Annotated in this window: 24 protein-coding genes, 3 tRNA genes and 1 pseudogene; 18 read left to right on the top strand and 10 right to left on the bottom strand. The window is 74.3% G+C overall.

Annotation, left to right across the window (positions count from 1 at the left end; genetic code table 11):
- The first annotated feature begins 40 nt into the window (after positions 1-40).
- The gene (locus ACH4B3_RS12210; RefSeq protein ID WP_398462707.1) at positions 41-208 is read left to right on the top strand and encodes a hypothetical protein; all 168 of its coding nucleotides are present in this window, start codon (positions 41-43) and stop codon (positions 206-208) included.
- Between the two features lie 51 nt (positions 209-259).
- Here ACH4B3_RS12210 and ACH4B3_RS12205 read toward each other — a convergent pair whose 3' ends face one another.
- Positions 260-658: a MerR family transcriptional regulator gene (locus ACH4B3_RS12205; RefSeq protein ID WP_398462706.1), complete on the bottom strand. Its 399-nt coding sequence runs from the start codon at positions 656-658 to the stop codon at positions 260-262.
- 86 nt (positions 659-744) lie between these two features.
- On the opposite strand from ACH4B3_RS12205, the gene ACH4B3_RS12200 reads away from it, so the two are divergent.
- A complete protein-coding gene (locus ACH4B3_RS12200; RefSeq protein ID WP_398462705.1) occupies positions 745-1,395 on the top strand; it encodes an SDR family NAD(P)-dependent oxidoreductase in 651 nt (216 codons plus the stop codon).
- A gap of 32 nt (positions 1,396-1,427) precedes the next feature.
- Here the strand turns inward: ACH4B3_RS12200 and ACH4B3_RS12195 are convergent, their stop codons facing one another.
- Positions 1,428-2,048, bottom strand: coding sequence for a TetR/AcrR family transcriptional regulator C-terminal domain-containing protein (locus ACH4B3_RS12195; RefSeq protein ID WP_398462704.1), 621 nt, complete (start codon positions 2,046-2,048; stop codon positions 1,428-1,430).
- Between the two features lie 123 nt (positions 2,049-2,171).
- Here ACH4B3_RS12195 and ACH4B3_RS12190 point away from each other — a divergent pair, with 123 nt between their 5' ends.
- Positions 2,172-2,870: a DUF998 domain-containing protein gene (locus ACH4B3_RS12190; RefSeq protein WP_398462703.1), complete on the top strand. Its 699-nt coding sequence runs from the start codon at positions 2,172-2,174 to the stop codon at positions 2,868-2,870.
- Between the two features lie 82 nt (positions 2,871-2,952).
- Complete coding sequence (locus tag ACH4B3_RS12185) at positions 2,953-3,165, top strand: DUF4287 domain-containing protein (RefSeq protein WP_398462702.1); 213 nt, start codon at positions 2,953-2,955, stop codon at positions 3,163-3,165.
- Positions 3,166-3,225: 60 nt separating this feature from the next.
- On the opposite strand, the gene ACH4B3_RS12180 is transcribed toward ACH4B3_RS12185, so the two are convergent.
- From ACH4B3_RS12180 to ACH4B3_RS12160, 5 genes are all read right to left on the bottom strand, one after another.
- Entirely contained in the window at positions 3,226-3,369 is a 144-nt protein-coding gene (locus ACH4B3_RS12180; RefSeq protein ID WP_398462701.1) for a hypothetical protein, read from the bottom strand.
- Between the two features lie 328 nt (positions 3,370-3,697).
- A complete protein-coding gene (locus ACH4B3_RS12175; protein WP_398462700.1) occupies positions 3,698-4,258 on the bottom strand; it encodes a nitroreductase family protein in 561 nt (186 codons plus the stop codon).
- 162 nt (positions 4,259-4,420) lie between these two features.
- Positions 4,421-5,611, bottom strand: coding sequence for a transcriptional regulator (locus ACH4B3_RS12170; protein WP_398462699.1), 1,191 nt, complete (start codon positions 5,609-5,611; stop codon positions 4,421-4,423).
- Positions 5,612-6,136: 525 nt separating this feature from the next.
- Positions 6,137-6,511, bottom strand: coding sequence for a VOC family protein (locus ACH4B3_RS12165; protein ID WP_398462698.1), 375 nt, complete (start codon positions 6,509-6,511; stop codon positions 6,137-6,139).
- Positions 6,512-6,704: 193 nt separating this feature from the next.
- Complete coding sequence (locus tag ACH4B3_RS12160) at positions 6,705-7,103, bottom strand: MerR family transcriptional regulator (RefSeq protein ID WP_398462697.1); 399 nt, start codon at positions 7,101-7,103, stop codon at positions 6,705-6,707.
- A 65-nt stretch (positions 7,104-7,168) separates the two neighbouring features.
- Here ACH4B3_RS12160 and ACH4B3_RS12155 point away from each other — a divergent pair, with 65 nt between their 5' ends.
- The gene (locus ACH4B3_RS12155) at positions 7,169-8,398 is read left to right on the top strand and encodes an MFS transporter (protein ID WP_398462696.1); all 1,230 of its coding nucleotides are present in this window, start codon (positions 7,169-7,171) and stop codon (positions 8,396-8,398) included.
- A gap of 147 nt (positions 8,399-8,545) precedes the next feature.
- Positions 8,546-9,724, top strand: a complete 1,179-nt coding sequence (locus tag ACH4B3_RS12150; protein WP_398462695.1) for a serine hydrolase domain-containing protein — start codon at positions 8,546-8,548, stop codon at positions 9,722-9,724.
- Here the strand turns inward: ACH4B3_RS12150 and ACH4B3_RS12145 are convergent.
- A complete protein-coding gene (locus tag ACH4B3_RS12145; protein WP_398462694.1) occupies positions 9,719-12,064 on the bottom strand; it encodes a molybdopterin oxidoreductase family protein in 2,346 nt (781 codons plus the stop codon). The two genes, ACH4B3_RS12150 and ACH4B3_RS12145, sit on opposite strands and share 6 nt — an antisense overlap.
- Before the next feature lie 160 nt (positions 12,065-12,224).
- On the opposite strand from ACH4B3_RS12145, the gene ACH4B3_RS12140 reads away from it, so the two are divergent.
- From ACH4B3_RS12140 to ACH4B3_RS12105, 8 genes and pseudogenes are all read left to right on the top strand, one after another.
- Positions 12,225-13,199 (top strand): sirohydrochlorin chelatase, encoded by a 975-nt coding sequence (locus tag ACH4B3_RS12140; RefSeq protein ID WP_398462693.1) that lies wholly within the window; start codon positions 12,225-12,227, stop codon positions 13,197-13,199.
- Positions 13,196-14,815 carry a deoxyguanosinetriphosphate triphosphohydrolase gene (locus ACH4B3_RS12135; protein ID WP_398462692.1) on the top strand — a complete coding sequence of 540 codons (1,620 nt, stop codon included), beginning with the start codon at positions 13,196-13,198 and terminating at the stop codon, positions 14,813-14,815. Before ACH4B3_RS12140 ends, ACH4B3_RS12135 begins: the two co-directional genes overlap by 4 nt.
- A gap of 156 nt (positions 14,816-14,971) precedes the next feature.
- Positions 14,972-16,231: an NAD(P)/FAD-dependent oxidoreductase gene (locus ACH4B3_RS12130; RefSeq protein ID WP_398462691.1), complete on the top strand. Its 1,260-nt coding sequence runs from the start codon at positions 14,972-14,974 to the stop codon at positions 16,229-16,231.
- A gap of 377 nt (positions 16,232-16,608) precedes the next feature.
- On the top strand, positions 16,609-18,528 hold the full coding sequence (dnaG, locus tag ACH4B3_RS12125) for a DNA primase (RefSeq protein WP_398462690.1): 1,920 nt from the start codon (positions 16,609-16,611) through the stop codon (positions 18,526-18,528).
- Between the two features lie 348 nt (positions 18,529-18,876).
- Positions 18,877-19,728: an SAM-dependent methyltransferase gene (locus tag ACH4B3_RS12120; RefSeq protein ID WP_398462689.1), complete on the top strand. Its 852-nt coding sequence runs from the start codon at positions 18,877-18,879 to the stop codon at positions 19,726-19,728.
- 692 nt (positions 19,729-20,420) lie between these two features.
- A pseudogene (locus ACH4B3_RS12115) lies at positions 20,421-21,710 on the top strand (sigma-70 family RNA polymerase sigma factor).
- A 43-nt stretch (positions 21,711-21,753) separates the two neighbouring features.
- On the top strand, positions 21,754-22,101 hold the full coding sequence (locus ACH4B3_RS12110; RefSeq protein ID WP_398462688.1) for a hypothetical protein: 348 nt from the start codon (positions 21,754-21,756) through the stop codon (positions 22,099-22,101).
- Between the two features lie 187 nt (positions 22,102-22,288).
- Positions 22,289-22,549: a hypothetical protein gene (locus ACH4B3_RS12105; protein ID WP_398462687.1), complete on the top strand. Its 261-nt coding sequence runs from the start codon at positions 22,289-22,291 to the stop codon at positions 22,547-22,549.
- A gap of 271 nt (positions 22,550-22,820) precedes the next feature.
- On the opposite strand, the gene ACH4B3_RS12100 is transcribed toward ACH4B3_RS12105, so the two are convergent.
- Complete coding sequence (locus tag ACH4B3_RS12100) at positions 22,821-24,266, bottom strand: FGGY family carbohydrate kinase (RefSeq protein ID WP_398462686.1); 1,446 nt, start codon at positions 24,264-24,266, stop codon at positions 22,821-22,823.
- A 44-nt stretch (positions 24,267-24,310) separates the two neighbouring features.
- Positions 24,311-24,598 carry a YtxH domain-containing protein gene (locus ACH4B3_RS12095; protein ID WP_398462685.1) on the bottom strand — a complete coding sequence of 96 codons (288 nt, stop codon included), beginning with the start codon at positions 24,596-24,598 and terminating at the stop codon, positions 24,311-24,313.
- A gap of 214 nt (positions 24,599-24,812) precedes the next feature.
- Between ACH4B3_RS12095 and ACH4B3_RS12090 the strand changes: the two genes are divergently transcribed.
- The 4 genes from ACH4B3_RS12090 to ACH4B3_RS12075 all read left to right on the top strand — a co-directional run bounded on the left by ACH4B3_RS12090 (position 24,813) and on the right by ACH4B3_RS12075 (position 26,234).
- Positions 24,813-24,885: transfer RNA gene (locus ACH4B3_RS12090), tRNA-Asn, on the top strand.
- A 5-nt stretch (positions 24,886-24,890) separates the two neighbouring features.
- Positions 24,891-24,963 (top strand) — tRNA-Asn (locus ACH4B3_RS12085).
- Between the two features lie 177 nt (positions 24,964-25,140).
- Positions 25,141-25,214, top strand: a tRNA-Ile gene (locus ACH4B3_RS12080).
- Between the two features lie 624 nt (positions 25,215-25,838).
- Complete coding sequence (locus ACH4B3_RS12075) at positions 25,839-26,234, top strand: molybdopterin-binding protein (RefSeq protein ID WP_398462684.1); 396 nt, start codon at positions 25,839-25,841, stop codon at positions 26,232-26,234.
- Positions 26,235-26,313: the final 79 nt, after the last annotated feature.

The following is a 26,313-nucleotide window of genomic DNA, read 5'->3' as shown; positions in this document are numbered from 1 at the left end:
GAGGTCCACCCGGCCCCTGGCGGCCGACGGGGACAAGGCCGTGAGCCGGAAGCAGAACGTCCGCAACGACGCCCGGTGGGCCGAAGGGGACCAGGCGGCGGTCGACGCGCGGGCCGCCGACCGGTTCGGCGGGGGCGACGTCCCGGCGCTCACCCCGGGCCAGGGGGCGCGCATCGCCGAGGCGGTGCGGGCGACGTTCCGCCCCTGACCGGGCGGCGGACCGGACGCCCGGCACCCGGCCCGGTCGCCCCGGGTGTGCTCAGCGCCGCGTGACCGGGCCGGCGGGTGCGTCCGGCCCGGCGCCGTGCAAGGCGGCGGTCAGCAGGGAGTCCAGCGCTCGCTGGGAGGTCCGCAGCCGCCCGATCGCCTCGGCGACCCGGGCCTGCTCGCGGCGGAGCCGGGTGACCGTCCCCGGACACGACGACAGCACCGTGCCGGCCGGGCCCTCGTGGACGCAGTCGAGCAGAGGCGCGATCACGGCGGTGCTCAGCCCGGCGTCCAGCAGTGCGCGGATGTGCCGGACCGCCGCCACGTCCCGCTCGGTGTACTCGCGGTAGCCGTTGGGCAGCCGCCGGGGCCGCAGCAGCCCCTGCTCCTCGTAGTAGCGCAGCAGCCGCTGGCTGACCCCGGTCCGGCGTGCCGCCTCACTGATCTTCATGCGCTTCCGTTCCCGCGCTTGACCTTCACATGGATGTGAGACCTTAGCGTGACTCCGAGCCACTGACGAGTGATGAGGAGGCGGTCATGCCGGGAGCCGTGGTGATCGGAGCGGGGACGGGGATCGGGCAGGCGGTCGCCCGCCGGTTCGCGCGCGAGGGGATGCCCGTCGGCGTCATCGCCCGCACCCGCCGGACGGCGACGGCGGTGGCCGCCGCCGTCGAGCCCGTCGGCCCGCGCGTCACGGCGCGGGTCGCCGACAGTACCGACGAGACGGCGCTGCGGGCCGCCCTCGACGCGATGGCGGAGGAACTCGGGCCGCCGGACGTCGTGGTGTACAACGCGGCGCTCATCCGGCCGGACTCCCCCGGGGAGTTGTCCGTACGGGCCCACCTGGACGCCTGGGCGGTCAACGTGGTCGGAGCGCTCACCGCCGCCGCGCACGTCGCGCCGGGGATGGCCGACCGCGGGCACGGGACCTTCATCGTCACCGGCGGCATGCCCGAACCCAAGGCGGAGTACACGAGCCTGTCCCTCGGCAAGGCCGGCGTGCGGACGCTGGTCGCGCTCCTGGACGAGGAGTACGGCCCTTCGGGTGTCCACGTGGCCACCGTGACCGTGGCCGGCCCGGTGGCCCCGGGCACGGCGTTCGATCCGGAGGACATCGCCGAGCACTACTGGCGACTGCACGCCCAGCCCCGCCGGGCCTGGGAGCGGGAGATCGTCCACGGCGGCTGACCCCGCGTCCGGGGCCCGCCGGGTCAGCCGGATCAGCGGTAGGCGGCGAGGAAGGCGCGGATGCCGGCCGCGGCGTAGTGGTCGAGTTCGGCCTCGGTGTGCTGAGAACTGCCGGTGAACATGGCCTTGTTCACCGGGATCCACAGCAGGAGCCCGGAGAAGTGGTGGGCGGCCAGCATCGGGTCGTCGGTCTTGAGCAGCCCGCGGTCGGCCAGGCGCTCGAAGGTGGCCGCCAGCGTGACCAGCACCCGTTCGAAGCCCTGCTCGTACCAACTGGCGCCCAGTTCGGGGAAGGTGTCGGCGTTGGCGATGACCAGGCGCCGCAGCTGGAGGACCTGGGGCTGGGTGACGGCGGTCAGGAACTGACGGGCCAGCCGGGTCAGATCCTCCTCCAGTGTGTCCCCGTCGGCGGGGAAGCCGGACACCAGGTCGACCATGCCGTCGATGCGGTCGGTGGTGGCCAGGACGATGTCGGCGAACAGTTTCTCCTTGTCGGCGAAGTGCTTGTAGACGGTCTGCTTGGACACCGCAGCCTGTTTGGCGATGTCGTCCATGCTGGTGCCGGAGTACCCCTTCGTCATGAAGGTCCGGGTCGCGGCCTCCATGATCGCCTGCCGCTTGCGCGCCGACCTGCCCTGCTCGTTCGCTTCCATGCCGACCTCCTCGATCGAGAGTACTGGACAGTCTAGTTCCTGTGTGAGTACTGTACCGTCCAGTTCCCGAGTACTGAACCGTCTAGTTCTCGCATTGGTGAGCAGCGACCGAGGAAGAGCCCCATGACCCACACGATCACCGCTCCGACCACCACTCCTTCCACCCTCGCGGGGCCGGCGCCCGCCGCCTCCGCGGCACCGGGGAAGCGCGCCTTGCTGGCCGGCGGAATCGCGGCAGGCCCGCTGTTCCTCGGCGCCGGCCTGGTCCAGGGCCTGACCCGCGACGGCTTCGACTTCACCCGCAACGCGCTCAGCCAGCTCAGCCTCGGCTCCCTGGGCTGGATCCAGGTCACCGCCTTCGTGGCCACCGGGGTCCTGTCCCTCGCCTGCGCGGCCGGAATGCGGGAGAGACTGCGCGACACCCCCGGCGGCACCTGGGCGCCACGCCTGATCGGCCTGTTCGGCGCCTCGTTCCTCGCCGCGGCCGTCTTCCCGGCCGACCCCGGCGCCGGATTCCCCGCCGGGGCCCCCGAGGTCGCGCCGGCCTCACTGAGCACACAGGGCGCCCTCCACATGCTCAGCGCCGGGGTCGGGTTCCTCGCGCTGTGCGCCGCCTTCCTCGTGCTCGCCCGGCACTTCACGGCGCAGCACCGACGCGGATGGGGCGTCGCCTGCCGGCTGGTGCCGGTCGGCGTCCTCGCAGGCTTCGCCGCCTCCTCCGCCTCCGTACTGGCCTTCACCGCCGGAGCGGGGCTCGGCCTCCTCTGGCTCACGGCGGTCAGCATCCGGCTGTCCGGCCCGGCACCGGCCGCCCGGCCGTGACCGACGGCCCGGCCCGCCGTTCGACGGCGAGCACCACGAAGATCCTTCGGACCACTCGAGACGCACATGGGAGAGACACGACATGACCGCACCGGTGAACGGCCCCGCCAGCTACTTCCCCTCGATCGAGAAGAAGTACGGCCACCCGATCGCGCACTGGCAGGACCTCATCCGCTCATCGCCCCTGACCAAGCACATGGAACTCGTCGCCTGGCTCAAGGCCGAACACGGCCTGGGCCACGGTCACGCCAACGCGCTCGTCGCCCACACCCTGGCCGAACGGCGCGACGAGTGAACCGCCGGGCACCCGGGCGCGAACCCCGCTCCCGGGTGTCCCCAGCCGGCGAACGGGACGTCACCGGCTCGTGAGCCACGCAGTGAAGCCCGAGCACGCGGCAGCGGTCAGCAGCGTCAGGAGCTTCACGGGCACGCGCTGCATCGTCATACGGAAGCCGCCGACGCGGATGTCCAGTACGGGGGTGGAGTGGTCGGCCTTCACGGGCAGCCCCTTCAGCGTCGGTTGCGGAAACTGCGCGAGCCATGCCGGAGGTTAGCGGGGGCGGCGTGCTGCCTGTCCACCACGATGCCGTTGGTGGACCCGAGTTCCCGGATCGTCAACGACGCTCATTCCCGTACTACGTGCGAAGAGAGATGACGTCCGGGCTGCGGCTTCCGGGTCCCAGGGTACGATGGGCTCTCTGAAATGCCGCAATACGGACAGCTGGTGGCTTGCTGATCGTATCCACGGGGTCAGGCCCCATCCGCGGCACGCCGATGATGCGGATCAAGGACCTCGCCCGGGCCGCTCCGTGATCACGACGCGGCTGCTACTCCGCCGGTGACCAGGGCGCGGAGCGCAACTGCGCGACGCTGCGCCGGACGCGCCCCTCCGGAGGTCCGTCGGCGGCCTTGCCCACCGCGACCATGGAGACGATCATCCAGCCCGGGTTGGGGTCCAACTCCTTGGTGAGCCCTTCCAGGTCGAAGGCCCGGAACTGGTGCGCGGCCAGGCCCATCGCCTGGGCCTGAACGGTCAGGTGTGCGACGGCCTGGCCGAGGTCGTAGTCCGCGAACTCGGAGTAGAGCAGCTGCGTCCCATCGACGTGCCGACGCGTCAGCGTGACGACGAGCAGGCCCGCATCCGTCGCCCAGCGGGCCGAACTCGGCGCGAGGTGAGGGAGCACCCGGTCGTGCTCCGGCTCACCGGGCCTGCCGGTGAAGAAGCCCCACGGCTGGGAGTTCCCTGCCGACGGTGCCCATCGCGCGGCTTCCAGCAGCAGCCCGAGGGCGTGGTCGTCGACAATCGCCGACGGATCGAACCGGTAGGGGCTGAAGCGCCCGGCAAGCAGTGGGTGTATGCCGCTGGGCGGCTCCTGAGGCTGGTGCATGTTCCGCTGCAACCGGCGACCACGAGGGCGTATTCCGGCCGGTGCGAGCAGTGCCGCAGGGGCGTGTGAACCTGCGGCTTCCGGGTCGGGCCGGCGCGGCGAGGTCCAGCGGATGCGCCTTGCGCTGCTCATCAGACCGTTCCGGTGGAGGTCGATGCGGCGTCAGCCCCGGAGGTGAGCGGGAACGATCGTCCTTGCCCGCTCGTGCAGCGTTCGCGCCACCTGATTCTTCACGTGTGGACGCAGCAGGCTGAGCATCTTCTTCATGCGCTGGTCGGCTCGCCCGGACTGGACGAGTGGGTAGTCATTCAGCGCGCTGGACCACGTCGCGCACGCCGCTTCCAGGTGGCCAACGGCGAATTGGCGCTCGGCGAGGATCGCACGCTCTTTCACGCGAGTGCGTCGGTAGATGTCATAACGCAGCTTGTCCGACTGCTGCATCGCTTCGACAGCTCCACGCATGTCCCCCATTTCGAAGCGCACTTGGCTGGTGTGGTAGTTGAGTGCTGCCGGGTCATAGGAGCCGAATGCTCGTTCCCTGGACTCGGCTTTGTCCATTGACGTTTCGGCTTCGCGTAGATAGGTCAGAGCGCGTGCGTGGTCCCCGGTCTGCGCAGCGGCATGGGCCTGCTGCCCCGCGAGAAAGGCACGCATGCGCGGACCGGCGGCAGGGGACGCGGCAGCAGCGGCATCAGCAAGCCGCATCGCTGTCCGACCATGGCCGAGGTCCACAGCCTGGACGCTCATCCCGCGGAGTGTGGTGCAGTACGTCAGATGGTCTTCCGACGCGCCGGCAAGCTCCAGCGCCTTCAGGTAGTAGCGCTGTGCGAGCCCATGCAGTCCTTCGTCTACCGCCATGTACCCCGTGAGGTAACAAAGGTCAGACGCCGCCGACATCATGGCCTTACGGACATTCTCGGGAGCCTCGGCCCGCAGATAGGGAGCAACCGAGCTGACCAGGAATGCGGCAGCCATGGGGCGCGCATGGCGTCCGCCGAACTGGTCGTCAAGCTCGGAAATTCGCTCCGTCATGGCCGTGACCATATGGACTTCTGGCATCCCTATGCGTGGAGCCGCGCCCGTCTGTGCCGCTTCCATGCGTCCCACCACGTCGGGCCAATCCGGAATGGTCAGCGCAACGGTAAACAGGCTTGCGCCGATGACGCTTCTACGGGACGGATCCACCACGTCCTGCCTCCCGAGATCGACCAGATCCTCAACGGTACTGGTGCCCGGATGGCTGTTCGACTCACTCGGAGGGTGCGGAAATCCGGCTTCGGCCATCGTGACCGGTCGTCCGAGCCGGCGGGCCAGGGCTTCCACGATCAGCGCCGGGACGGGCTCCTTGGGCAAGCTGCCCCCAAGCCATGAGCGGACGGCTCGCGGTACCGCAGCGGGGTCCCGCACTCCGTCCCGAGACGGTTCACCGCTTGGACGAACTGCCGCAGCGTCCATCCGGTCTCGCGGTACAGCCTCGCCAACCCTTCGTTCGGCGTGCGTGTGCCCACTGGGTCCTCCGACGGCAGCCGCTTAAAGCTCTTGAAAACCACGGTCGTTGCAACCGTAGCGCGCTGCGTAGTCACGCGGTTGCCTCGTCGTGATCAGCCCCTCGCTGCGCAGTGCCGCGGTCGCCTTGCGCGTCGTCACCCGAGCCACGCCGAACGCCCGCTCCGGCTGAGCCTCGTTCGCAACCTGTTACCGCTGCCACCGCTGGACGACCGGTGCGAAGCCCGTGCGGGATATCGAGCCCGCGAGCGGGCCCGACGACGCACCCCGTACGCGCCTCGAAGCCCGGCGGGGGACCGGCCCCCGGAGATGTGAGCGGAAGACCGGTGGCCCCTGGGCCGGACGGCGGTGCGTCCTCGTCCGCCCGCCGCGTCAGTCGGTCCGTTCGGACGCGCTGCGCTCGACGCAGAACTCGTTCCCCTCCGGGTCGGCGAGTGTCACCCAGCCGCTGCCGTCGGGGCGGCGGTGGTCGGCGACCAGGGTGGCCCCGAGCGCGAGGACGCGGTCGACCTCCTCGTCGCGGCTGCGTTCCTGGGGCTGGAGGTCGAGATGGACCCGGTTCTTCACGGTCTTCTTCTCGGGGACCCGGATGAACAGCAGCCCGGCTCCGGGGGCGGTCACCAGGACCTCGTCGTCACCGGGCTGGTCCTCGTCGGAGATGGGGGCGTCGAGGACCCCGGACCAGAACCCGGCCAGGGCGTACGGGTCGGCGCAGTCGACGGTGATGTGGCGGATCAGAGTGGTCATGGCGGCCAGTGTGATCACCGGCGCCCGGGGGTTGTCCAGCGAAATGCCGGGCCGGGGCCGGCTCGGTCGCGTTCTGCCGCCGGATGCCGCGGATGCGCCGGTTGCGCCGGTGCACCGGGAACGTCGGACGCCGCCGCGGCCGGGGCGTTCCCGGACACGCCGAAGGGCGGCGCGGCCGGCCGGCGGGCCGCTCTCAGGGGGTCGCCACCGGGCCGGCCGCCGCCTCCGGGCTCCGGTTGGCGCGCACCACGTCGAGGTACTCGGCGATGGCGTCCCGGTTCCGCTCCAGGCAGCGGATGCGCTGGTCCATCCGGTCGCGTTCGTGTTCCAGGGTGGCGAGCATCTCCGGTGTCGCGTCGGGGAAGTGGATGGCGCGCGGCTTGTCGAGGCAGGGCAGGATCTGCTTGATGATGCGGGTGGGCAGCCCGGCGTCGAGCAGTCCCCGGATCTGCATGACCCGGTCGACGTTGTACTCGTCGTACCGGCGGTAGCCGTTCGGGGCGCGGTCGGCGACGATCAGGCCCTGCTCCTCGTAGTACCGCAGCAGCCTGCGGGGCGTGCCGGTGCGTTCCGACAGCTCTCCGATGCGCATGTGGTCCACCTCACATGGGGTCGCGTTGACCTTCACATCAATGTGATGGTTCGAGCATACGCGGCATGACCACTCACACCCCCCGGCCGACGACCGGTCAGGCCGCCCCCGCCGCACCGCCGGAGAATCCGCGACTCCCCATGGCGGCGCTGCTCGCGCTGGCCACCGCCGTGTTCGTCACCAGCCTCACCGAGACGCTGCCCGCCGGTCTGCTGCCCGGGATGAGCGCCGACCTGGGCGTCGGCGAGTCCGCGGCCGGGCAGACCGTGACGGTGTACGCGATCGGGACCGCCCTCACCGCGATCCCCCTCACCGCGGCCACCGCCGGCTGGCCGCGCAAGCGCCTGCTGCTCGTGGCGATGGCCGGGTTCGCGCTCGCCAACACGGTCACCGCCGTCTCCACCGACTACCTGCTCACCATGGTGGCCCGGTTCGTCGCCGGGGTCGCCGCGGGGCTGGCCTGGGCTCTGCTGGCCGGCTACGCCCGGCGGCTGGCACCCGCACACCTCCAGGGCAAGGCGATCGCGATCGCCATGGCCGGCATCCCGGTGGCGCTGTCCCTGGGGGTGCCCGCCGGGACGTTCCTCGGCCAGGCCCTCGGCTGGCAGGCGGCGTTCTGGAGCATGACCGCGCTCACCGTCGTACTGCTCGGCTGGATCGCCGCCGCCGTCCCGGACCACCCCGGGCGGCGGCAGGACTCCCGCGCCCCGGTCCGGTCCGCGCTGCGGGTGCCCGGCGTGGCGCCGGTCCTCTTCGTCACCCTGGTCTTCGTGCTGGCGCACACCGTCCTCTACGCGTACATCGCCACCTTCCTCGACCGGCTGGGCATGGGCGGCTCCACCGACCTCGTGCTGCTGGCCTTCGGGGCCGCCTCCCTGGTGAGCATCTGGGTCGTGGGCGTGCTGATCCACCGCCGGCTGCGGGCCCTCACGGTGGCCGGCGCGCTGCTGGTCGCGGTGGGCGCCGCGGTGCTGGCGCTGTTCGCCGACGGCACCGCGCCGGTCTACGTCGCGGTGACGCTGTGGGGCCTGGGCTGGGGCGGGGTCCCCACGCTGTTGCAGACCGCCGCGGGTGACGCGGGCGGGGAGTCGGCGGACGCCGCGCAGGCCATGCTGGTCACCCTGTGGAACGTGGCCATGGCCGGCGGCGGGGTCGCGGGCGGGGTCCTGCTGGACGTCCTCGGCGCCGGCTCGCTGCCCTGGAGCGTCCTGGTCCTGCTGGTGCCGGTCCTGCTCGTGGTGGTCGGCGCCCGGGCCCACGGCTTCCCCGCCGCGCGGCGGACGCAGGCCGGATGACCGGTCAGGGCGGCGCCCGGACCCCGGCGTGTGACCCCTGACACATTGATCGACTTTCTGTGCCGAGGCGTTGTCCCGGCCCGGGCCGACGGTGTGTGGTGCGGGAAGAAAGATCGTCAAAGGCCGGACCGGAGAGGGTTGATGAGGATGTCGACACGCCTGATACGCACCACGCTGGTGAGCGTGACCGCGATGGCGGCGGTCGGTGCGGCCGTGCTGACGGCCCCGGCGGCGGGCGCCGCACCCGCCGCCGCGGAGGACGGCGGGCACGCCGCGACCCGGGCCGCCATGGACACGGCCGTCGCGGCGGGTGTGCCCGGCATCGTGGCCGAGGCGCGCGACGCGGACGGCGTGTGGAAGGACACCGCGGGCGTCGCGAACCTCACCACGCGGGAGCCGCGCGGCAACGGCGACCGGTTCCGGGCGGGCAGTACCACCAAGTCGCTGGTGGCGACCGTCATGCTGCAGCTCCAGGCGGAGGGCAGGGTCGACCTCGACGCCACCGTCGACAGCTATCTGCCGGGCCTGGTGCGGGGCAACGGCCACGACGGCACGAAGATCACCGTCCGCCAGCTGCTCAACCACACCAGCGGCATCTTCAACTTCACCGACGACGCCACCTTCCAGAAGACGGTGATGGGCATCGACTTCCTGGAGACCCGGTACGACGACTGGACCCCGCAGCAGGTCATCGCCCTCGCGCTGAAGAACCCGCCGCAGTTCGAGCCGGGCACCTCCTGGAAGTACTCCAACACCAACTACCTCCTGGTCGGGCTCATCATCGAGAAGGTGACCGGCAACCCGTACGCCGAGGAGGTCGAGCGGCGCATCACCAGGCCGCTGAAGATGCGCGCCACCCACTTCCCCGGCACCGACCCGGAGATCCCCGCGCCCACCCGGCACTACTCCACCTTCGAGGAGGACCCGGGGAAGACCTACGACGTCACCGAGCTCAACCCGTCCTGGGCCTGGGCGGCCGGCGAGATGGTCACCAACTCCGGGGACCTGAACCGCTTCTACACCGCGCTGTTCCGCGGCAAGCTGCTGCGGCCCGCCCAGCTCGCCCAGATGACGACCACCGTCTCCACCGAGGGCAACCTGCCGCGGCAGCGTTACGGCTTGGGCCTCATCGAGTACGAGACGACCTGCGGCGTCAAGGTGTGGGGCCACTCCGGCGGCATCCACGGCTCCTCGACGCAGGCGTTCGGCACCAAGGACGGCCGGCACATGATCGCGCTGAACTTCAACGGCGACTTCGTCGGCGGCGGCAAGAACGTGGTGTCCGCCGAGTTCTGCCCGCCGGCGGACCCGCCGGCCGGTTCATGACCCGGCGCACCGCTCCAGGCGCACCGCGCACACCTTGAACTCCGGCATCCGCGACGTGGGATCGAGCGCCGGGTTGGTGACGCTGTTCGCCCGGCCCTCGCCCGCCCAGTGGAAGGGCATGAACACCGTGTCCGGCCGGATGTCCCGGCTGATCCGCGCCGGACCGACGGCCCGGCCGCGGCGGGAGACCACCGCCACCGGGTCGCCCTCGGCCGCCCCGATCCGCTCCGCCAGCAGCGGGTGCAACTGGACGAACGGGCCGGGCGCGGCGGCGTTCAGCTCCGCGACCCGGCGGGTCTGCGCGCCGGACTGGTACTGCGACAGCACCCGGCCGGTGGTGAGCAGCACCGGGTACTCCGCGTCCGGCTCCTCGGCGGACGGGCGGTGGGCGACCGGTACGAAGCGGGCCCGGCCGTCCTCGGTCGCGAACCGGTCGAGGAAGAGCCGGGGCGTACCGGGGTGGGCCGGGGGAGGACCGGCCGGGCCCGAGGGGTGCCCCGGGCGGTGGGCGGCACCCGCGGCGTCCGTCCCGGCGGCGGGGCCGCCCGGCCCGGCGGCACGCCCGTCCGTCCCGGTGGCGCGGCCGTCCGCCGGGTCCGTCCCGTCCGCCGGGTCCGCCGGCTCCTCAGGGCACGGCCAGAAGACGCCGTCCTCCTCGGCGATCCGCCGGTAGGTGATCCCCGAGTAGTCCGCCGGGCCGCCCGCCGACGCGCGGCGCAGCTCGTCGAAGACCTCCTCCGGGTCGGTGGGGAACCCCTTCTCCCAGCCCAGCAGCGCCGCCAGGCCGTGCAGCACCTCCAGGTCGGAGCGGACACCGGGGGGCGGGGTCAGCGCCGCGCGGCGCAGCAGCACCCGGCCCTCCAGGTTGGTCATGGTGCCGGTCTCCTCCGCCCACTGGGTCACCGGCAGCACCACGTCGGCGAGCGCGGCGGTCTCGGAGAGCACCACGTCCGCCACCGCCAGGAAGTCCAGTGAGCGCAGCCGCTGTTCCACGTGCCCGGCGTGCGGCGCGGAGACCACCGGGTTGGAACCCATCAGCAGCAGCGACCGGACACCTCCCGACCGGCTCCCGCCGTCCTCGGCCGGGCTGCGCTCCCCGCCGTCCCGGGCGTCGCCGCCGAGCGCGTCCAGCAGCTCGTACGCGCTGCGCCCCGGGCCGGGCAGGTCCGCCGGGTCCACCCCCCAGACCGCCGCGACATGGGCCCGGGCCGCCGGATCGGTGAGCTTGCGGTAGCCGGGCAGCTGGTCGGCCTTCTGGCCGTGCTCCCGCCCGCCCTGGCCGTTGCCCTGACCGGTCAGGCAGCCGTAGCCGGAGAACGGGCGGCCGGCCCGGCCGGTCGCCAGGCACAGGTTGATCCACGCGCCGACCGTGTCGGTCCCCTTGGACTGCTGCTCCGGGCCGCGCGCCGTCAGCACCATGGACGTACCGGCGGCGCAGAACATGTCGACCGCGCGCCGCAGCTCGGGGACGGGCACCCCGGTGATCCGCTCGACCAGTTCCGGCCAGTGGGCCATGGCCGACGCCCGCGCCTCCTCCCAGCCGCTGGTACGGGCGGCCACGAACTCCTCGTCCACCCGGCCCTCGGCCACCACCAGGTGGAGCATGCCCAGCGCCAGCGCCAGGTCGGTGCCCGGCCGGGGCGCCAGGTGCAGGTCGGCGTGGTCGGCGGTGCGGGTGCGGCGCGGATCGATCACGATCAGCGTGCCGCCGTTCTCCTTCAGCTCGGTCAGGTAGCGCAGCGCGGGCGGCATGGTCTCGGCGAGGTTGGAGCCCACCAGGATCACGCAGCCGGTGCGGGCCACGTCGGCCAGCGGGAACGGCAGCCCCCGGTCCAGGCCGAACGCCCGCTGGTGCGCGGCCGCCGCCGAGGACATGCAGAACCGGCCGTTGTAGTCGATCTGCGAGGTGCGCAGCACGACCCGGGCGAACTTGCCCAGCGCGTACGCCTTCTCGTTGGTCAGCCCGCCGCCGCCGAACACGCCGACCGCGTCCGCGCCGTACCGCGCGCGGGTCCGCAGCAGCCCCCGGGCGACCGTGTCCAGGGCCTCCTCCCAGGTGGCCGGTTCCAGGCCGCCAGGGCCAGGGCGTCGTCGAACCAGCGGCTCGGTCAGGCGCACCCGGGAGGAGAGCACGGCGGGCGCGGTGCGGCCCTTGCCGCACAGCGCGCCCCGGTTGACGGGGAACGAGGTCCGCTCCACCACCTCCACCACGTCCGGCCCCGCCGCCGGCCCGCCGCCGGGGGGCGTGGCGCCGCCCCGGCCGGCTTCCGGGCCGGTGCGCAGCGACATCCCGCACTGCAGGGAGCAGTACGGGCAGTGGGTGTCGGTGACCTCGCTCATGGACGGCAGCGTGCTACGCCCGTGTTACACCCGCGGCCCGCCCGCGTTACGGACCCGGTAACCGCACCTCAGCGCCGGCCGCGGGGAGCCGTGAAGTCGGCGAAACCACCCGTCACCGCGGTGCAACGGCGGGGCAACGTGCCGCTGCCAGGCTCCTTCCATGACGGCGTCGCCCCACCCCGGCCCCGCCGGTCCAGCCGGATCCGGCCCCCTCGACAGTACGGCGCAGCTCATGAACCAGATCAGCACCCGGCTCTCCGCCCGGCTCGGCCGGCTCGGCCCGGGCACCGCCCGCCGCCCGCCCACCCTGGTCGCCGTGGCCCACGGCAGCCGCGACCCGCGTGCGCTGCGCACCGTCACCGCGCTGCTGGACCGGGTCCGGGCGCTCCGCCCGGACCTGCCGGTGCGTCTCGGCCACATCGAGATCGACCGGCCGCTGCTCCCCGAGACCCTGGCGGGGCTGCGCGGCGAGGCCGTGCTGGTGCCGCTGCTGCTGTCGCGCGGGTACCACGTCAAGCACGACCTCCCGGCGATGGCCGCGGCGGCGCTCGCCGCGGACCGGCCCGCCCGGGCCGCCGCACCGGCGGGGGCCACCGGGCCGGCAGGGGCCACCGCACCGCGGCCGGCGGCGGTGCCCGGGGCCCGGAGCCCCGGCGCCCGGCTCACGCTGCGGACCGCCCGCCCGCTCGGTCCGCACCCGCTGCTCGCCGAGGCGCTGCACGCCCGGCTGGTCGAGGCCGGGTGGCGGACCCCCGCCGCGGCCGGGGCCGGGGTGGTGCTGGCGGCCGCCGGCTCCCGCGACCCGGACTCCGCCCTGGACACCGCCCGTACGGCCGCCCTGCTCAGCCGGCGGCTCGGCGGGATACCGGTGCTCCCCGGCTACGCCGGCGGCGCCGGACCGACCGTCGACGGGGCGGTACGGGCGCTGGGCGCGCACGGCCGCCCGCGGCCGGCCGTGGCCTCCTGCTTCGTCGCCCCCGGGCGGTTCTCCGCGCAGTGCGCCGCCGCCGCGCCGGGGGTCGCGGCGGACCCGCTGGGCGACCACCCGGCCCTGGCACGACTGGTCCTGCACCGGTACACCGAGGCGCTCGCCACCGCCCCCATCGCACCCGAGGCGGTTACCGTCGCTGTATGAACGGGACATCACCGACGGCACCCGATCCAGCAGGACCCGACGACGCCGAGGACCCCGCCGGTCCGGCCGGCGGCACCGGTGAGCGCGGCCGCGGCGAGCCGCGCCACGGCCGGCCGGCCCCGTCCACCCGGACGCCCGGCCCCGCCCGGCCGGCCCCGGCCGAGGAGCCGACGTTCGACCTCGCGGGCACCCTGTCCACCAGCGACACCGGCCGCGAGGACCACCCCGGCGGCGCCGGGCGTCCCCCCGCCGCCGCCCCGGGCTCGCGCCCGCCCGCCCGCGCCGCCGGCGCCTCGGGCGTCGAGGCCCCGGCGGCCGGTGTGCCGTGGACGGCCGGCCCGCTCGGCTACCACGCCGCCGACGTCGAGCGCTGGGCCGCCGAACCCGACAAGCGGCCGGGCCGTACCGCGTTCCAGCGCGACCGGGCCCGGGTCCTCCACTCGGCCGCGCTGCGCCGGCTGGCCGGGAAGACGCAGGTGGTCACCCCCGGCACCAGCGCGCACTCCTGGGACGCCTCCCCCCGCACCCGGCTGACCCACTCCCTGGAGTGCGCCCAGGTCGGCCGGGAGCTGGGCGCCGCCCTGGGCGCCGACCCGGATCTGGTGGAGGTCGCCTGCCTCGCCCACGATCTGGGGCACCCGCCGTTCGGGCACAACGGTGAGCAGGCGCTCGACGAGGTCGCGGCCGGCTGCGGCGGCTTCGAGGGCAACGCCCAGTCGCTGCGGCTCCTCTCCCGCCTGGAGCCGAAACGGTTCATCACCGACCCGGAGACCGGCGAGGCGGTGAGCGTCGGCGTCAACCTCACCCGGGCCGCCCTGGACGCCGCCACCAAGTACCCCTGGACCCGGGGCGGCCACCCCGCCGACCCCGCCTCCCGGAAGTTCGGCGTCTACGAGGACGACCTGCCGGTCTTCCACTGGATCCGGCTGGGCGCCCCGGGGCAACGCACCTGCTTCGAGGCCCAGATCATGGACTGGTCCGACGACGTCGCCTACTCGGTGCACGATGTGGAGGACGGCCTGCACGCCGGCCACCTCGACCCGGCCTGCCTGCTCGCCGAACCCGAGCGGCGCGAGGTGTTCGCGGTCGCCGCCGACCGGTACGCGCCCGGCGCCGACCCCGAGGAACTCGCCGCGGCGCTGGACCGGCTGCTGGACCAGGAGTGGTGGCCGCACGGCTACGACGGCACCGCGGTCGCCCAGGCCCGGCTGAAGGACGCCACCAGCCAGCTGATCGGCCGCTTCTGCCTGGCCGCCGAGGCGGCCACACGCGCCACCTGGGGGACCGGCCGCCTCACCCGCTACCGCGCCGAACTGGTGGTGCCGCGCGACACCCGGCTGGAGTGCGCGGTGCTGAAAGCGGTCGCCGACCGCTATGTGATGCAGCGCGAGGACCAGGAGCTGCTCCGGGCCGAGCAGCGCGTCATCATCGCGGAACTCGGCGAGCGGCTGGTCGCCCGCGCCCCCGACGGGCTCGACCCGCAGTTCCGGTCGCTCTTCGCCCGGGCGGCGGACGACACGGCCCGGCTGCGGGTGGTCGTCGACCAGATCGCGGCGCTCACCGACGCCTCGGCGCGCTCCCTGCACGCCCGGCTGACCGCACCGCCGGCCGGCTGACCCCGCCGTACGCCGGGGCCGGGGGCCCCGCCCACTGGCCCGTCCGGCGTACTGCCTCTTCCTTAAGGGCGGCTCGGTGCGGGACGCTCACGGGTGGGACAAGTGACCAGCAGGTAGCCGGACGCAGAGTTGCGCGCGGCGGCGAGGAGGCAGCAAGTGGTCGACGCACACCTGACATTCGTCATCGTCGGAGGGGGCCTGGCCGGGGCGAAGGCGGCCGAGACCCTCCGCGCGGAAGGGTTCACCGGCCGGGTGATCCTCATCTGTGACGAGCGCGACCACCCCTACGAGCGACCGCCACTGTCCAAGGGCTTCCTGACCGGCAACGAGGACCGCGACAGCGTCTTCGTGCACGAGCCCGCCTGGTACGCCCAGGCCCACATCGAGCTGCACCTCGGCCAGCCCGCCGTCCGCCTGGACCGGGCCGCCAAGGCGGTCACCCTCGGCGACGGCACCCGCATCCACTACGACCGGCTGCTGCTGGCCACCGGCGCCGAACCGCGCCGGCTCGACATCCCCGGCACCGACCTGGCCGGGGTCCACCACCTGCGGCGGCTCGCCCACGCCGAGCGGCTGCGCGGCGTGCTCGCCGCCCTGGGCCGGGACAACGGCCAGCTGGTCATCGCCGGGGCCGGCTGGATCGGCCTGGAGGTCGCCGCCGCCGCCCGCGGCTACGGCGCCGAGGTCACCGTGGTGGAGCCCGAGCCCACCCCGCTGCACGGGGTCCTCGGGCCGGAGCTCGGCACCCTCTTCGCCGAGATCCACCGCGAGCAAGGTGTCCGCTTCCACTTCGGCGCCCGGCTCACCGAGATCATCGGGCAGGACGGCATGGTGCTGGCCGCCCGCACCTCCGACGGCGAGGAGCACCCGGCGCACGCGGTGCTCGCCGCCATCGGCGCCGCCCCCCGCACCGCGCTCGCCGAGGCCGCCGGGCTGGACATCGTGGACCGGCGGCACGGCGGCGGCATCGCCGTGGACGCCGCGCTGCGCACCTCCGACCCGGACGTCTTCGCCGCCGGCGACGCGGCCGCCGCCGACCACCCGCTGGTCGGCACCCGGCTGCGGGTGGAGCACTGGGCCAACGCCCTCAACGGAGGCCCGGCCGCCGCCCGCGCCATGCTCGGCCAGGACGTGTCCTACGACCGGGTGCCCTACTTCTTCTCCGACCAGTACGACATCGGCCTGGAGTACTCCGGCTACGCGCCGCCCGGCGCCTACGACCAGGTGATCTGCCGGGGCGACGTGGGCAAGCGGGAGTTCATCGGCTTCTGGCTGCGCGAGGGGCGGGTGCTGGCCGGGATGAACGTCAACGTGTGGGACGTCACCGAATCCATCCAGCGGCTCATCCGCTCCGGCGCCCGGCTCGACCCCGTCGCCCTGGCCGACCCGTCCGTGCCACTGGACTCCCTCGGCTGAGCCCGCCGCCCCGAGCCTCCGGCGCGCCCGCCCCGGCTTCGGCGGTGCCCGCCCAGGCTCCGGTGGTGTGTGCTTTGGCTCCGGCGGCGCGCGGCCAGGCTTCGGTGGTGCCTGCCTCGGCTTCGGTGGCGCGCGGCCAGGCTGTGGCGGGCCCGCCCGCCCCGGCTTCGGCGGTGCCCGCCCAGGCTCCGGTGGTGTGTGCTTTGGCTCCGGCGGCGCGCGGCCAGGCTCCGGCGCTCCCGCCCCCGGCTCCAGCGGTGCCCGCCCTGGCTCCGGCGCGTCCCGCCGCCGGCCTGCCGGGGCCCCGCCGCCGCGGCCCGCGGCGGCGGGGCCCCGGCGGCGGACCCGGTGTCCCCGGCCCACCGTAGAATTCACGCGTGGCAGGCAGGATCAACGATGACGACGTGCGGGCGGTCCGGGACGCGGTCCCGATCGACGCCGTGGTATCCGAGTACCTCCAGCTCCGCAACGCCGGCGGCGGGAACCTGAAGGGGCTGTGCCCCTTCCACGACGAGAAGTCGCCGTCCTTCCAGGTCAGCCCGAGCAAGGGGCTCTTCTACTGCTTCGGCTGCCAGGAGGGTGGGGACACCGTCGACTTCGTGATGAAGATCGACCACCTCTCCTTCGCCGAGACCATCGAGCGGCTCGCCTCCCAGGCCGGCATCACCCTCCGCTACGAGCAGGGCAGCGCCACCCCCGGCCGCCAGCAGGGCGAGCGCACCCGCTTCGTGGAGGCGCACAAGGCGGCCGCCCAGTTCTACGTCGAGCAGCTGGACGGCCCGGAGGCCGAGATCGGCCGCCGCTTCCTCGCCGAACGCGGTTTCGACCAGGCCGCCGCCCAGCACTTCGGTGTCGGCTACAGCCCGGCCGGCTGGGACCACCTGGTGCGCTTCCTGCGCGGCCGCGGCTTCACCGACAAGGAGCTGATCGTCTCGGGCCTCGCCCAGGAGAGCCGCCGCAACCCCATCGACCGGTTCCGCGGCCGTCTGATGTGGCCGATCCGCGACATCACCGGCGAGGTGGTCGGCTTCGGCGCCCGGAAGCTGCGCGAGGACGACAACGGGCCCAAGTACCTGAACACCCCCGAAACGCCGATCTACAAGAAGTCCCACGTCCTGTACGGCATCGACCTCGCCAAGAAGGACATCGCCCGGACCAGCCAGGCCGTGGTCGTCGAGGGGTACACCGACGTCATGGCCTGCCACCTGGCCGGGGTCACCACCGCCATCGCCACCTGCGGCACCGCCTTCGGCGGGGACCACATCAAGATCCTCCGGCGGCTGCTGATGGACAACTCCGGCGCCGAGGTGATCTTCACCTTCGACGGCGACGCCGCCGGGCAGAAGGCCGCGCTGCGCGCCTTCGAGGACGACCAGAAGTTCGCCGCCGAGACCTCCATCGCCATCACTCCCGGCGGCATGGACCCCTGCGAACTGCGGCTCGCCGAGGGCGACGGCGCGGTCAAGACCCTGGTGGACAGCCGCACCCCGCTCTTCGCCTTCGCCATCCGGCACATCGTGGCCCGGCACAACCTCGACACCGCGGAGGGCCGCGCCGCCGCGCTGGAGGAGGCCGCACCGATCGTCGCCAACATCAAGAACAGCTCCATCCAGCACGAGTACGCCGTCTCGCTCGCCGGGATGCTCGGCATCCTCGACACCCAGTTCGTGGTCAAGCGCGTCGCCCAGCTCGCCCGCTGGGCACGGGAGCGCGGCGCGTCCCCCGGCCGGCGCGGCGACCAGCGCGCCCGGACCGCCCAGCACGGCGGCCCCGCGCCGGCGGCCCCGGCGGCCCCGCCCGCCCCCCGCGGCCCCGCCCTGAACCTGCGCAGCCCCGCGCACCGCGTCGAGCGGGAACTGCTCAAGCTCGCCCTCCAGCGCCCCGACCTGGTGTCCCCGGCCTTCGACGCGTACGGCGTGGACGAGTTCACCGCCGCTCCGTACGCCGCGGTGCGCCGCGCCATCGAGGACGCGGGCGGCGCGGGCACCGCCGACGGCGACTACCTGGCCCGGGTCCGGGACGCGGCCCCGGACGACACGGTGCGCGCCATGGTGACCGAGCTGGCCGTCGAGCCGCCGCACACCCGCCGGGACCCCGACGAGGCGTACGCGGGCGTGCAGCTGGTCGCGGTCCGGCTGGCCGCGGTGAACCAGCGGGTGCGTGACCTCCAGGGCACCTTCACCCGGCTGGCCGGGGCGCACGGCGACCCGGGTCAACTGGACGCGGTGCAGAACGAGTTGTGGGTCCTCCAGCAGTACGGCCGGGCCCTGCGGGAGCGGGGCGTGGCAGCGCTCTGACCGGGCCCGGCCGCGACCCCCGGCGGTCGCCGCCGCCCCCGGCGGGCCGCTCGCCGTCCGGGCCCCGGGTGCGACCGGAGCGACGGGCGGAGTGCCCGGGGCGCCGGTCACGGCCCCCCGGACCGCCGCTGACCCGTTCCCGCCGCTCGCCGGTGCCTGCCGACCGTCGCCGACCCGTCCTCGCCGACTGCCGGTGCGCGCCGCCGGCCGACCTCAACGGCCCCCGCGCGCCGGGCGGTTCGGCCGGCGCGTCCGCCGGTGGACGCGCCGTCTGCCGATGATCATCCCGGGTAGGCTCGGTGCGGTGACCCGGCCCCGCGCCCGGCGGGAGAAGGTGGAGAGTGTGGCGTGACCCCTGAGAACCGTCCCGAGATCCCGTTGCGGCTCAACGACCGGCCGACCTCGGCGCGGGCCTACGGCTGGATGCTCGGTGGCAAGGACAACTACGAGATCGACCGCGATTTCCTGTTAGGCACCCTGCCCAGCTTCCCCGAGTGTGTGGACATCGCCCGCCAGAACCGCCGGTTCCTCTTCCGGGCGGTGCGCTATCTGGCGCGGGAGGCGGGGATCCGCCAGTTCATCGACATGGGCTGCGGGTTGCCCACCGACGACAACGTCCACCAGGTCGCCCGGCGCTTCGCCCCCGACGCCAGGGTGGTCTACGTGGACATCGACCCGATCGTGCTCGCACACGGCCGGGCCCTGCTGGCCGACGACGCCGGCACCACCGTCATCACCGGCGACATGCGTGACCAGCAGGCGCTCCTGGACCACCCGGAGGTACGCCGCCTGATCGACTTCGGCGAGCCGGTGGCGGTGCTGTTCCTCTCCGTGGTGCACCACCTCACCGACGCCGACCAGCCCCGGCGGGTGCTCCGCTCGATCATCGACCAGGCCGCGCCGGGCAGCCATCTGTGCCTGTCCCAGGTGGTCGCCGACGACCCGGTCCGGGGGGCGGGGATGACCGCGCACATCACGGACCAGGGCATTCCCTGGCGGACCCGCACCCCGGCCGAGGTGGACGCCTTCCTCGACGGGCTCGATCCGGTCGAACCGGGCCTGGTCAACCTGGACCACTGGCGCCCCGACGCCGACCAGCCGCCGCTGGCCCCGGTCGCGGCGGAGCTGCGGCCCTATCTGGGGGCCGGCCTGCGGGACACCGGCATCTACGAGTACGGGGGAGTGCTCCGCAAGGGCTGACCCGCCGGGCACCGGCCACCGGACCCGGGGCGCCCGCCGCCGTGACTCGGGCACCGGCCACCGATCCCGGGGCGCCCGCCGCCGTAACCCGGGCACTGGCCGCCGCCCACCCGGGACACCTGCCGCCGTAACCCGGGCACTGGCCGCCCACCCGGGACCCCCGCCGCCGGCCCTGGGGCGCCCCCTGTCGTAAACCAGGCGCTCGTCGCCGAACGAGGCACCGGCCACCGGAACGAGGCACCGGCCGCCGGGCCGGGGGCGCTCCTTCGCCGGGCAGGGGCGCCCGCCGCCGTAACCCGGGGCGCCGCCGCCCCCGCCGCGAACCGCTCCGACTGCCCGCGCGGCAGCCGGATGGCGCGCGGCGGGGCGGCGGGGCCGGACCGGGCAGCGGGCGGAGCCGGGACCGGCCGGCCCCCTGCCCGGCCCCCCGCCCCCGAAGTGCCCGGCCCCGAAGTGCCCGGCCCCGGAGTGCCCGGCCCCGGAGTGCCCGGCCCCGGAGTGCCCGGCCCCGGAGTGCCCGGCCCCCCGCCCCCGGAGTGCCCCGCCCCACGCCCCGGGGGTGCCCGGCGGCTGCCGCCCGGGCGCGCCGCGCGGGGCAACCACCCTGTAACCGTCCGGTCACGCCGCGCATAGCAAAAAGTGCGCGCACGCCCCTCGTGGCGGCCCTGTGTCGTACCCCACACTGGATTGCGGTGCCCGAGTCCTCGGAACGCGGCGGTGGTCGGCCGGGTCGGGCCGGAATCCCCCGCAGATCCGCTCACCGTGTACGGGACGGACGGCGGCTCGGCCGCCCCACCGTTCCCGATCGTCCTGCCGCCTCAGCAGCGATCACCCTGGAGGTCGCCCCCGTGCAGACCCAGACCCTCTCCCACACCGCCGAAGCCCTGCCCGCGGTGCCGCAGCAGGGCCTCCCGCCGGGCCATCCCGAGGCCGGGGAACCGGAGGCGGGCGGGCCCGAGCCGCAAGGGCCGGAGCGCCTCGGCCCTGAGACCGGGGAGCCGCACCGCCCGGCGGCCGGGGTGCCGGAGGAAACCGACCCGGTCGGACCCGTGGTACGCCTGGACTCCGGCGGCCCCTCCTCCGACCTGTTCCGCCAGTACCTCCGGGAGATCGGCCGGATCCCGCTGCTGTCCGCCGCCGACGAGGTGGAACTGGCCCGGCGGGTGGAGGCCGGCCTCTTCGCCGAGGAGAAGCTGAGCAGCACCCCGGGGCTGGACGAGGCCCTGGCGCTGGACCTGGACCGGCTGGTCGTGCTGGGCCGGATGGCCAAGCGGCGGCTGATCGAGGCCAACCTGCGCCTGGTGGTCTCCGTGGCCAAGCGCTACATCGGGCGCGGGCTGACCATGCTGGACCTGGTGCAGGAGGGCAACCTGGGCCTGATCCGGGCGGTGGAGAAGTTCGACTACGCCCGCGGCTACAAGTTCTCCACGTACGCCACCTGGTGGATCCGGCAGGCCATGTCCCGGGCGCTCGCCGACCAGGCCCGCACCATCCGGGTGCCGGTGCACGTGGTCGAACTGATCAACCGGGTGGTGCGGGTGCAGCGCCGGATGCTCCAGGAACGCGGCTGCGAACCCACCGCCGACGAGGTCGCCGCCCACCTCGACCTGACCCCGGAACGGGTCACCGAGGTGCTGCGGCTGGCGCAGGAGCCGGTCTCCCTGCACGCCCCGGTCGGCGAGGAGGAGGACGTCGCGCTGGGCGACCTGATCGAGGACGGGGACGCCGCCTCGCCGGTGGAGTCCGCCGCGTTCCTGCTGCTCCGGGAGCACCTGGAGGCGGTGCTGTCCACGCTGGGCGAGCGGGAGCGGAAGGTGGTGCAGCTGCGCTACGGGCTGGCCGACGGCCGTCCGCGGACCCTGGAGGAGATCGGCCGGATCTTCGGGGTCACCCGGGAGCGCATCCGCCAGATCGAGTCCAAGACCCTCAACAAACTCCGCGAGCACACCTTCGCCGACCAGCTGCGCGGCTACCTGGACTGAGCGCCGGCCGGGCGCCGGACCCGCCTCGTCAGGGTTTCGCGGCATGGACACCCGGGACGAACTCCTCATCGATCTGATCAACCGCGCCGAGATGGAGCGCTCCGGTCCGCGGCTCGCCGTGCTGACGCACGGCGCCGTGATCACCGGCCGGATCGCGGCCCAGCGGGACTGGGCGGTGGAGGTCGCGGCCCGGCTGCGGGACTCCGACCCGCTGGTGGAGCGGTTCGCCGAGGACTTCGACGGCGAGGCGGCGGGCCCGCGGGACTGTCCGCCGGCCTTCCTGCACCTGCGGGACTGCCAACTGGTGTCCGGGGAGTGGACGCTGCCCGCCGCGTTCGGCGAGTTCTTCCGGGTGCCGCTGTCGGCCATCAGCGCCTGGAGCGCACGGTGACCCGGCGGCCAGCCCGCGCGCCCGTGGCGCGCGGCGCGGAGCGCGCGTCGGCGGCCCGGGGCGCGCCGGACGGCCGGGGGAGCCGCACCGTGCGGCGGGGCGCCGCGCGGCCCGGCGCACCACCGGCGGGGTGGCCCGCCGTCAGGCGCCCTGGCCTCGAAGGGGGTTCGTCCCGCACCCTGATCACATGGGGGTCGACGCCACACGCCGCTCCGGGCGGCCGGAACACGCGAGCCGAGCCGAGCGCGGGCAGGTCGAGGAGTGCCGTGAGTGCGGGTACCGCGACCCGACCGTGCGCGACCTCGGTCTCGCGATCCGCTACGCCCTGTGCGACCCCTGCTTCGAGGACCTGGTGGCCGCCCGCACGCTCGGCGGGCCGCTGCCGCTGTCCCGGATCATCGACGATCTGACGTCCGGCGGCGGTGACGACCGACCCTCCGGGACGTGAGCCGACGACCGGGCGGGGCGAGGACGTAGGGACCGGCGACCGGGCCGGACGTAACGCACGGGCCGGGGTACCCCGCAGGGGGCGGGGGCACCGGGCGGGCCGGGCGCTGGGCCGGACGAAACGCACGGGCCGGAACGCCCCGCACGGGACGAGGCAGGCGCCGGGCGGGACGAAACGCGGGCCGGGACGCCCAGCACGGGACGGCGCGCGGGCGCGGGCCGGGGCGAAACGCGCCGGCCGGGGCGAACGCGGGGCGGGGGCCGCCGGGCGGTCAGCCCGCCGCCGGCCCCGCCTCGAACGCCCCGGGGTGCGTCTGCTCGCGGACCGCGACGTACTGCTGCCGCACCGCCTGCCCGACGGCCAGCTCCTCAGCCGGCTCGAACACCTGGCTGGCCGCCGACGGCCAGGCCGGGGGCTGCTGCGGCGAGAGCGTGGCGCGCGAGACGCCCAGTGCCCAGGCCGCCTGCCGGGCGGCGCCCAGCGCCGCGTACTCCGCGGGCTGCGGCACCACGACCTGCGCGCCCAGCAGCGCCGGGGCGATGGCGCGGATCGCGGGCAGCTCGGCCGAGGGGCCGAGCAGGAAGATCCGGCGCACCTCCACGCCGCGTCCGCGCAGCACGTCCAGGGCGTCCGCCAGGCCGCACAGCATGCCCTCGAAGGCCGCCCGCGCCAGATGCTCCGGCCTCATGCTCTCCCGGCGCAGCCCGGCCAACGTCCCGGCGGTGTGCGGCAGGTGGGGTGTCCGCTCCCCCTCCAGATACGGCAGGAAGACCAGCCCGGAGGCGCCGGGCGTGGACTTCAAGGCGAGCGCGGAGAGCTCCTCCAGGTCGCAGCCGAGCATCTCGGCCGTGCCGCGCAGCACCCGGACCGCGTTCAGAGTGTGGACCACGGGCAGGTGCATGCCGGTGGCGTCCGCGTACGCGGTGATGGTGCCGCTCGGGTCGGCGAGCGCCTCGTGGTGCACCGCGAACACCGACCCGGAGGCGCCCAGCGAGACCACGGCGTCCCCGATGCCCACCCCCAGTCCGAAGGCGGCGGCCATGGTCTCGCCGGTCCCGGCGGAGATCAGCAGACCCTCGGGGGTGTGGCCGGCGGGCTCGGCGGGGCCGATGACCTCAGGCAGCCGGACCTGGTGCCCGAGCGCCAGCTCGACCAGATCCGTGCGGTAGGCGCCGGTCGCCGCCGACCAGTAGCCGGTGCCGGAGGCGGCGCCCCGGTCGGTGGTCCGGCGGGCGGGCCGCCCCAGCAGCTGCCACACCAGCCAGTCGTGCGGCTGGAGGAGTTCCGCCACCCGCCGGGCGGACTCCGGCTCGGTACGGGCCAGCCAGCGCAGCTTCGCCACCGCCAGCCCGGCCTGCGGGACCGAGCCGACGGCCTGCGCCCAGGCGGTACGGCCGCCCAGCGCGTCGATCAGGTCCGCCGCCGCGGCCTGCGCCCGCCGGTCGTTCCCGATCATCGCGGGGCGGACCACCACCCCGCCCGCGTCCAGCGGCAGCAGGCCGTGCTGCTGCGCGGAGACACCGATGGCCTCCACGCCCTCCAGCAGCCCGCCCTCGGCGGCCTCGCCCAGCGACAGCAGCCAGGACTGCGGGTCCACGTCGCTGCCGGTCGCGGGGTGCGGGGCGTACCCGTGCCTGAGTACCGCGCCCGTGTCCGTGTCACAGACGACGATGCGTGTGCTCTCGGACGAACTGTCCAATCCGGCGACTATCCCCATAGCCAACGATGATGCCCTATGGAGGGCCTCCGGCGGCGGTTTGGTCAGGTGTTGGAGGTACCCCAGTCGTCGTCCTGGGCGGTGCGCTGGTCGCGCATCGCGTGCACCCGGTCCGACACGGAGTCCGGCAGCCGCTCCTCGACCTTGTCGAACGCCTTGGTGGCGGCCTTGCGGCCGTTGACCGCGGCCGCCTCGGCGGTGTTGCGCACCGCCGGGTTCCGGGCGAACCGCTGAGCGCTCTGGCACAGCTGTTCGTACCGTTCGCGTCCGGCGCGCGCGCCGAGCACGTATCCGACAGCCACTCCGGTGATGAACGTCAGCCGGTAGCGCATCGCTCTGCCTTCCCGTAGTCCACGCCTGGGGTACCGATGGGGCCGTGCCTGCCGCCTACCCCGCGGGGCTCGTGTTACCCCCCGGCGACGCGCAGGTCACCGCAAGGCATACCGATTGGCGGAGCACCCCCCTGCTTGCGCTAATGTATGTGTCGCAGCGAGCGCGCGCCGTCCGGGGGACCGGAGGGAGGCGCATTCGAGGCACACGGAGCAATCCCCTGTAGCTCAATTGGCAGAGCAGCCGGCTGTTAACCGGCAGGTTACTGGTTCGAGTCCAGTCGGGGGAGCTCGGTCCCCTGTAGCTCAATTGGCAGAGCATTCGGCTGTTAACCGGAGGGTTACTGGTTCGAGTCCAGTCGGGGGAGCAGAGAGAAAAAGGACCCCGCCGGGGTCCTTTTTCGTTTCCCCGGGAACCGCGCGCCGGTGATCGAAGTCCTTCAAGGCGAGCATGCCGGATCGCTGCGGCCCCCTGGGGCAGCAGATCGTATGAGCGGCTATGCTGCGGCAGACGGCGCGCACAGATGTACGCGACGCGCCGTTACGGGGCGGTAGCTCAGCCGGTTAGAGCAGCGGACTCATAATCCGTCGGTCGTGGGTTCGAGTCCCACCCGCCCCACCGGTCGGGCGTTCGATGAGGACGCCCCGCCCGGTGAACCGAGGCGGTGCGGGCCCTCACGGACGAGTGGGGGCCCGCCCCCGTTTCCCCGCCGCGCCGCCCCTCCCCGCGTGCGGTGCCACCCAGCGTTCGGCCCCTCCCCGCGTTCGGCGCCGCCCCCGGGCTCTCGGGTTCCCCGCGCTCCCCGGTTCCGTGCCGCCCGGCCGGCCCGGTCCGCGCGGCTGCCCCGCTTCCCGGCGCATCCCCCTCCCCGGGTACCGCTTCCTTGTGTGACGCTGCCCGCTGCCCCGCGTCCCCCTTCTCCCTCTTCACTCTCTTCTCTCCCTCTTCCGGTTCGCCCTCTCCCGGGCCGCGTCAGGCGTGCCGGGGTGCCGGGGTGCCGGGTGCCGGGTGCCGCGCGTCCCCTCGCTCGTCCCCGGTGGCGTGACCGGGGGTCCGGCCGCCGTGGCCGGGGCGGTCCGCGGCGGCGGCCCACGCCCCGTCGGGGCCTCCGCCGGCGGGGTCCGGGCGTCGCGGTATCCGGGCACCCGCGCCTTGTAGGTTCGTCCTAGCCGGTTGGCGGTTGCGATGAAGATGGGGGATGGGAGTTGTAGATGCAAGGCTTATCCACTTATCGTGCCGCACATGCAGCAGTACACAATCGGCCAGGCGGCGCGTCTGCTGGGCGTCAGTCCGGACACCGCCCGCCGCTGGGCCGATGCCGGGAAGGTCGCCACCCACCGCGACGAATCCGGCCGGCGCCTCATCGACGGCCGCGACCTGGCCGCCTTCTCGGTGACCCTCGCCCAGTCCGGTGCCGAGGACGAGGAGGCGCCCTACACCTCCGCCCGCAACGCGTTCCCCGGCATCGTCACCGCCGTCAAGCTCGGCGACGTGGCGGCCCAGGTCGAGATCCAGGCCGGCCCGCACCGGCTGGTGTCACTGCTCACCCGGGAAGCCGTCGAGGAACTCGGGCTGGAGGTCGGCATGCAGGCCACCGCCCGGGTGAAGTCCACCAGCGTGCACATCGACCGCGTCTGACGCCGCGGCGGGCGGCCCGCCGGGCACCCGTACCTCCCGCCGGCAGGGGCACCGGCACCGGCACCCGGCGGATCCCGGG

Source organism: Streptomyces sp. NPDC018031 (assembly GCF_044327625.1).
GTDB lineage: Bacteria > Actinomycetota > Actinomycetes > Streptomycetales > Streptomycetaceae > Streptomyces.
This window is presented reverse-complemented; position numbering and strand designations above follow the sequence as displayed.

Coding starts and splice junctions, on each gene's coding strand:
- ACH4B3_RS12205 (WP_398462706.1), bottom strand. CDS start 658: ATGAAGATCAGTGAGGCGGCACGCCGGACCGGGGTCAGCCAGCGGCTG.
- ACH4B3_RS12200 (WP_398462705.1), top strand. CDS start 745: ATGCCGGGAGCCGTGGTGATCGGAGCGGGGACGGGGATCGGGCAGGCG.
- ACH4B3_RS12195 (WP_398462704.1), bottom strand. CDS start 2,048: ATGGAAGCGAACGAGCAGGGCAGGTCGGCGCGCAAGCGGCAGGCGATC.
- ACH4B3_RS12190 (WP_398462703.1), top strand. CDS start 2,172: ATGACCCACACGATCACCGCTCCGACCACCACTCCTTCCACCCTCGCG.
- ACH4B3_RS12185 (WP_398462702.1), top strand. CDS start 2,953: ATGACCGCACCGGTGAACGGCCCCGCCAGCTACTTCCCCTCGATCGAG.
- ACH4B3_RS12175 (WP_398462700.1), bottom strand. CDS start 4,258: ATGCACCAGCCTCAGGAGCCGCCCAGCGGCATACACCCACTGCTTGCC.
- ACH4B3_RS12165 (WP_398462698.1), bottom strand. CDS start 6,511: ATGACCACTCTGATCCGCCACATCACCGTCGACTGCGCCGACCCGTAC.
- ACH4B3_RS12160 (WP_398462697.1), bottom strand. CDS start 7,103: ATGCGCATCGGAGAGCTGTCGGAACGCACCGGCACGCCCCGCAGGCTG.
- ACH4B3_RS12155 (WP_398462696.1), top strand. CDS start 7,169: ATGACCACTCACACCCCCCGGCCGACGACCGGTCAGGCCGCCCCCGCC.
- ACH4B3_RS12150 (WP_398462695.1), top strand. CDS start 8,546: ATGTCGACACGCCTGATACGCACCACGCTGGTGAGCGTGACCGCGATG.
- ACH4B3_RS12145 (WP_398462694.1), bottom strand. CDS start 12,064: ATGAGCGAGGTCACCGACACCCACTGCCCGTACTGCTCCCTGCAGTGC.
- ACH4B3_RS12140 (WP_398462693.1), top strand. CDS start 12,225: ATGACGGCGTCGCCCCACCCCGGCCCCGCCGGTCCAGCCGGATCCGGC.
- ACH4B3_RS12135 (WP_398462692.1), top strand. CDS start 13,196: ATGAACGGGACATCACCGACGGCACCCGATCCAGCAGGACCCGACGAC.
- ACH4B3_RS12110 (WP_398462688.1), top strand. CDS start 21,754: ATGGACACCCGGGACGAACTCCTCATCGATCTGATCAACCGCGCCGAG.
- ACH4B3_RS12105 (WP_398462687.1), top strand. CDS start 22,289: ATGGGGGTCGACGCCACACGCCGCTCCGGGCGGCCGGAACACGCGAGC.
- ACH4B3_RS12100 (WP_398462686.1), bottom strand. CDS start 24,266: ATGGGGATAGTCGCCGGATTGGACAGTTCGTCCGAGAGCACACGCATC.
- ACH4B3_RS12095 (WP_398462685.1), bottom strand. CDS start 24,598: ATGCGCTACCGGCTGACGTTCATCACCGGAGTGGCTGTCGGATACGTG.
- ACH4B3_RS12075 (WP_398462684.1), top strand. CDS start 25,839: ATGCAGCAGTACACAATCGGCCAGGCGGCGCGTCTGCTGGGCGTCAGT.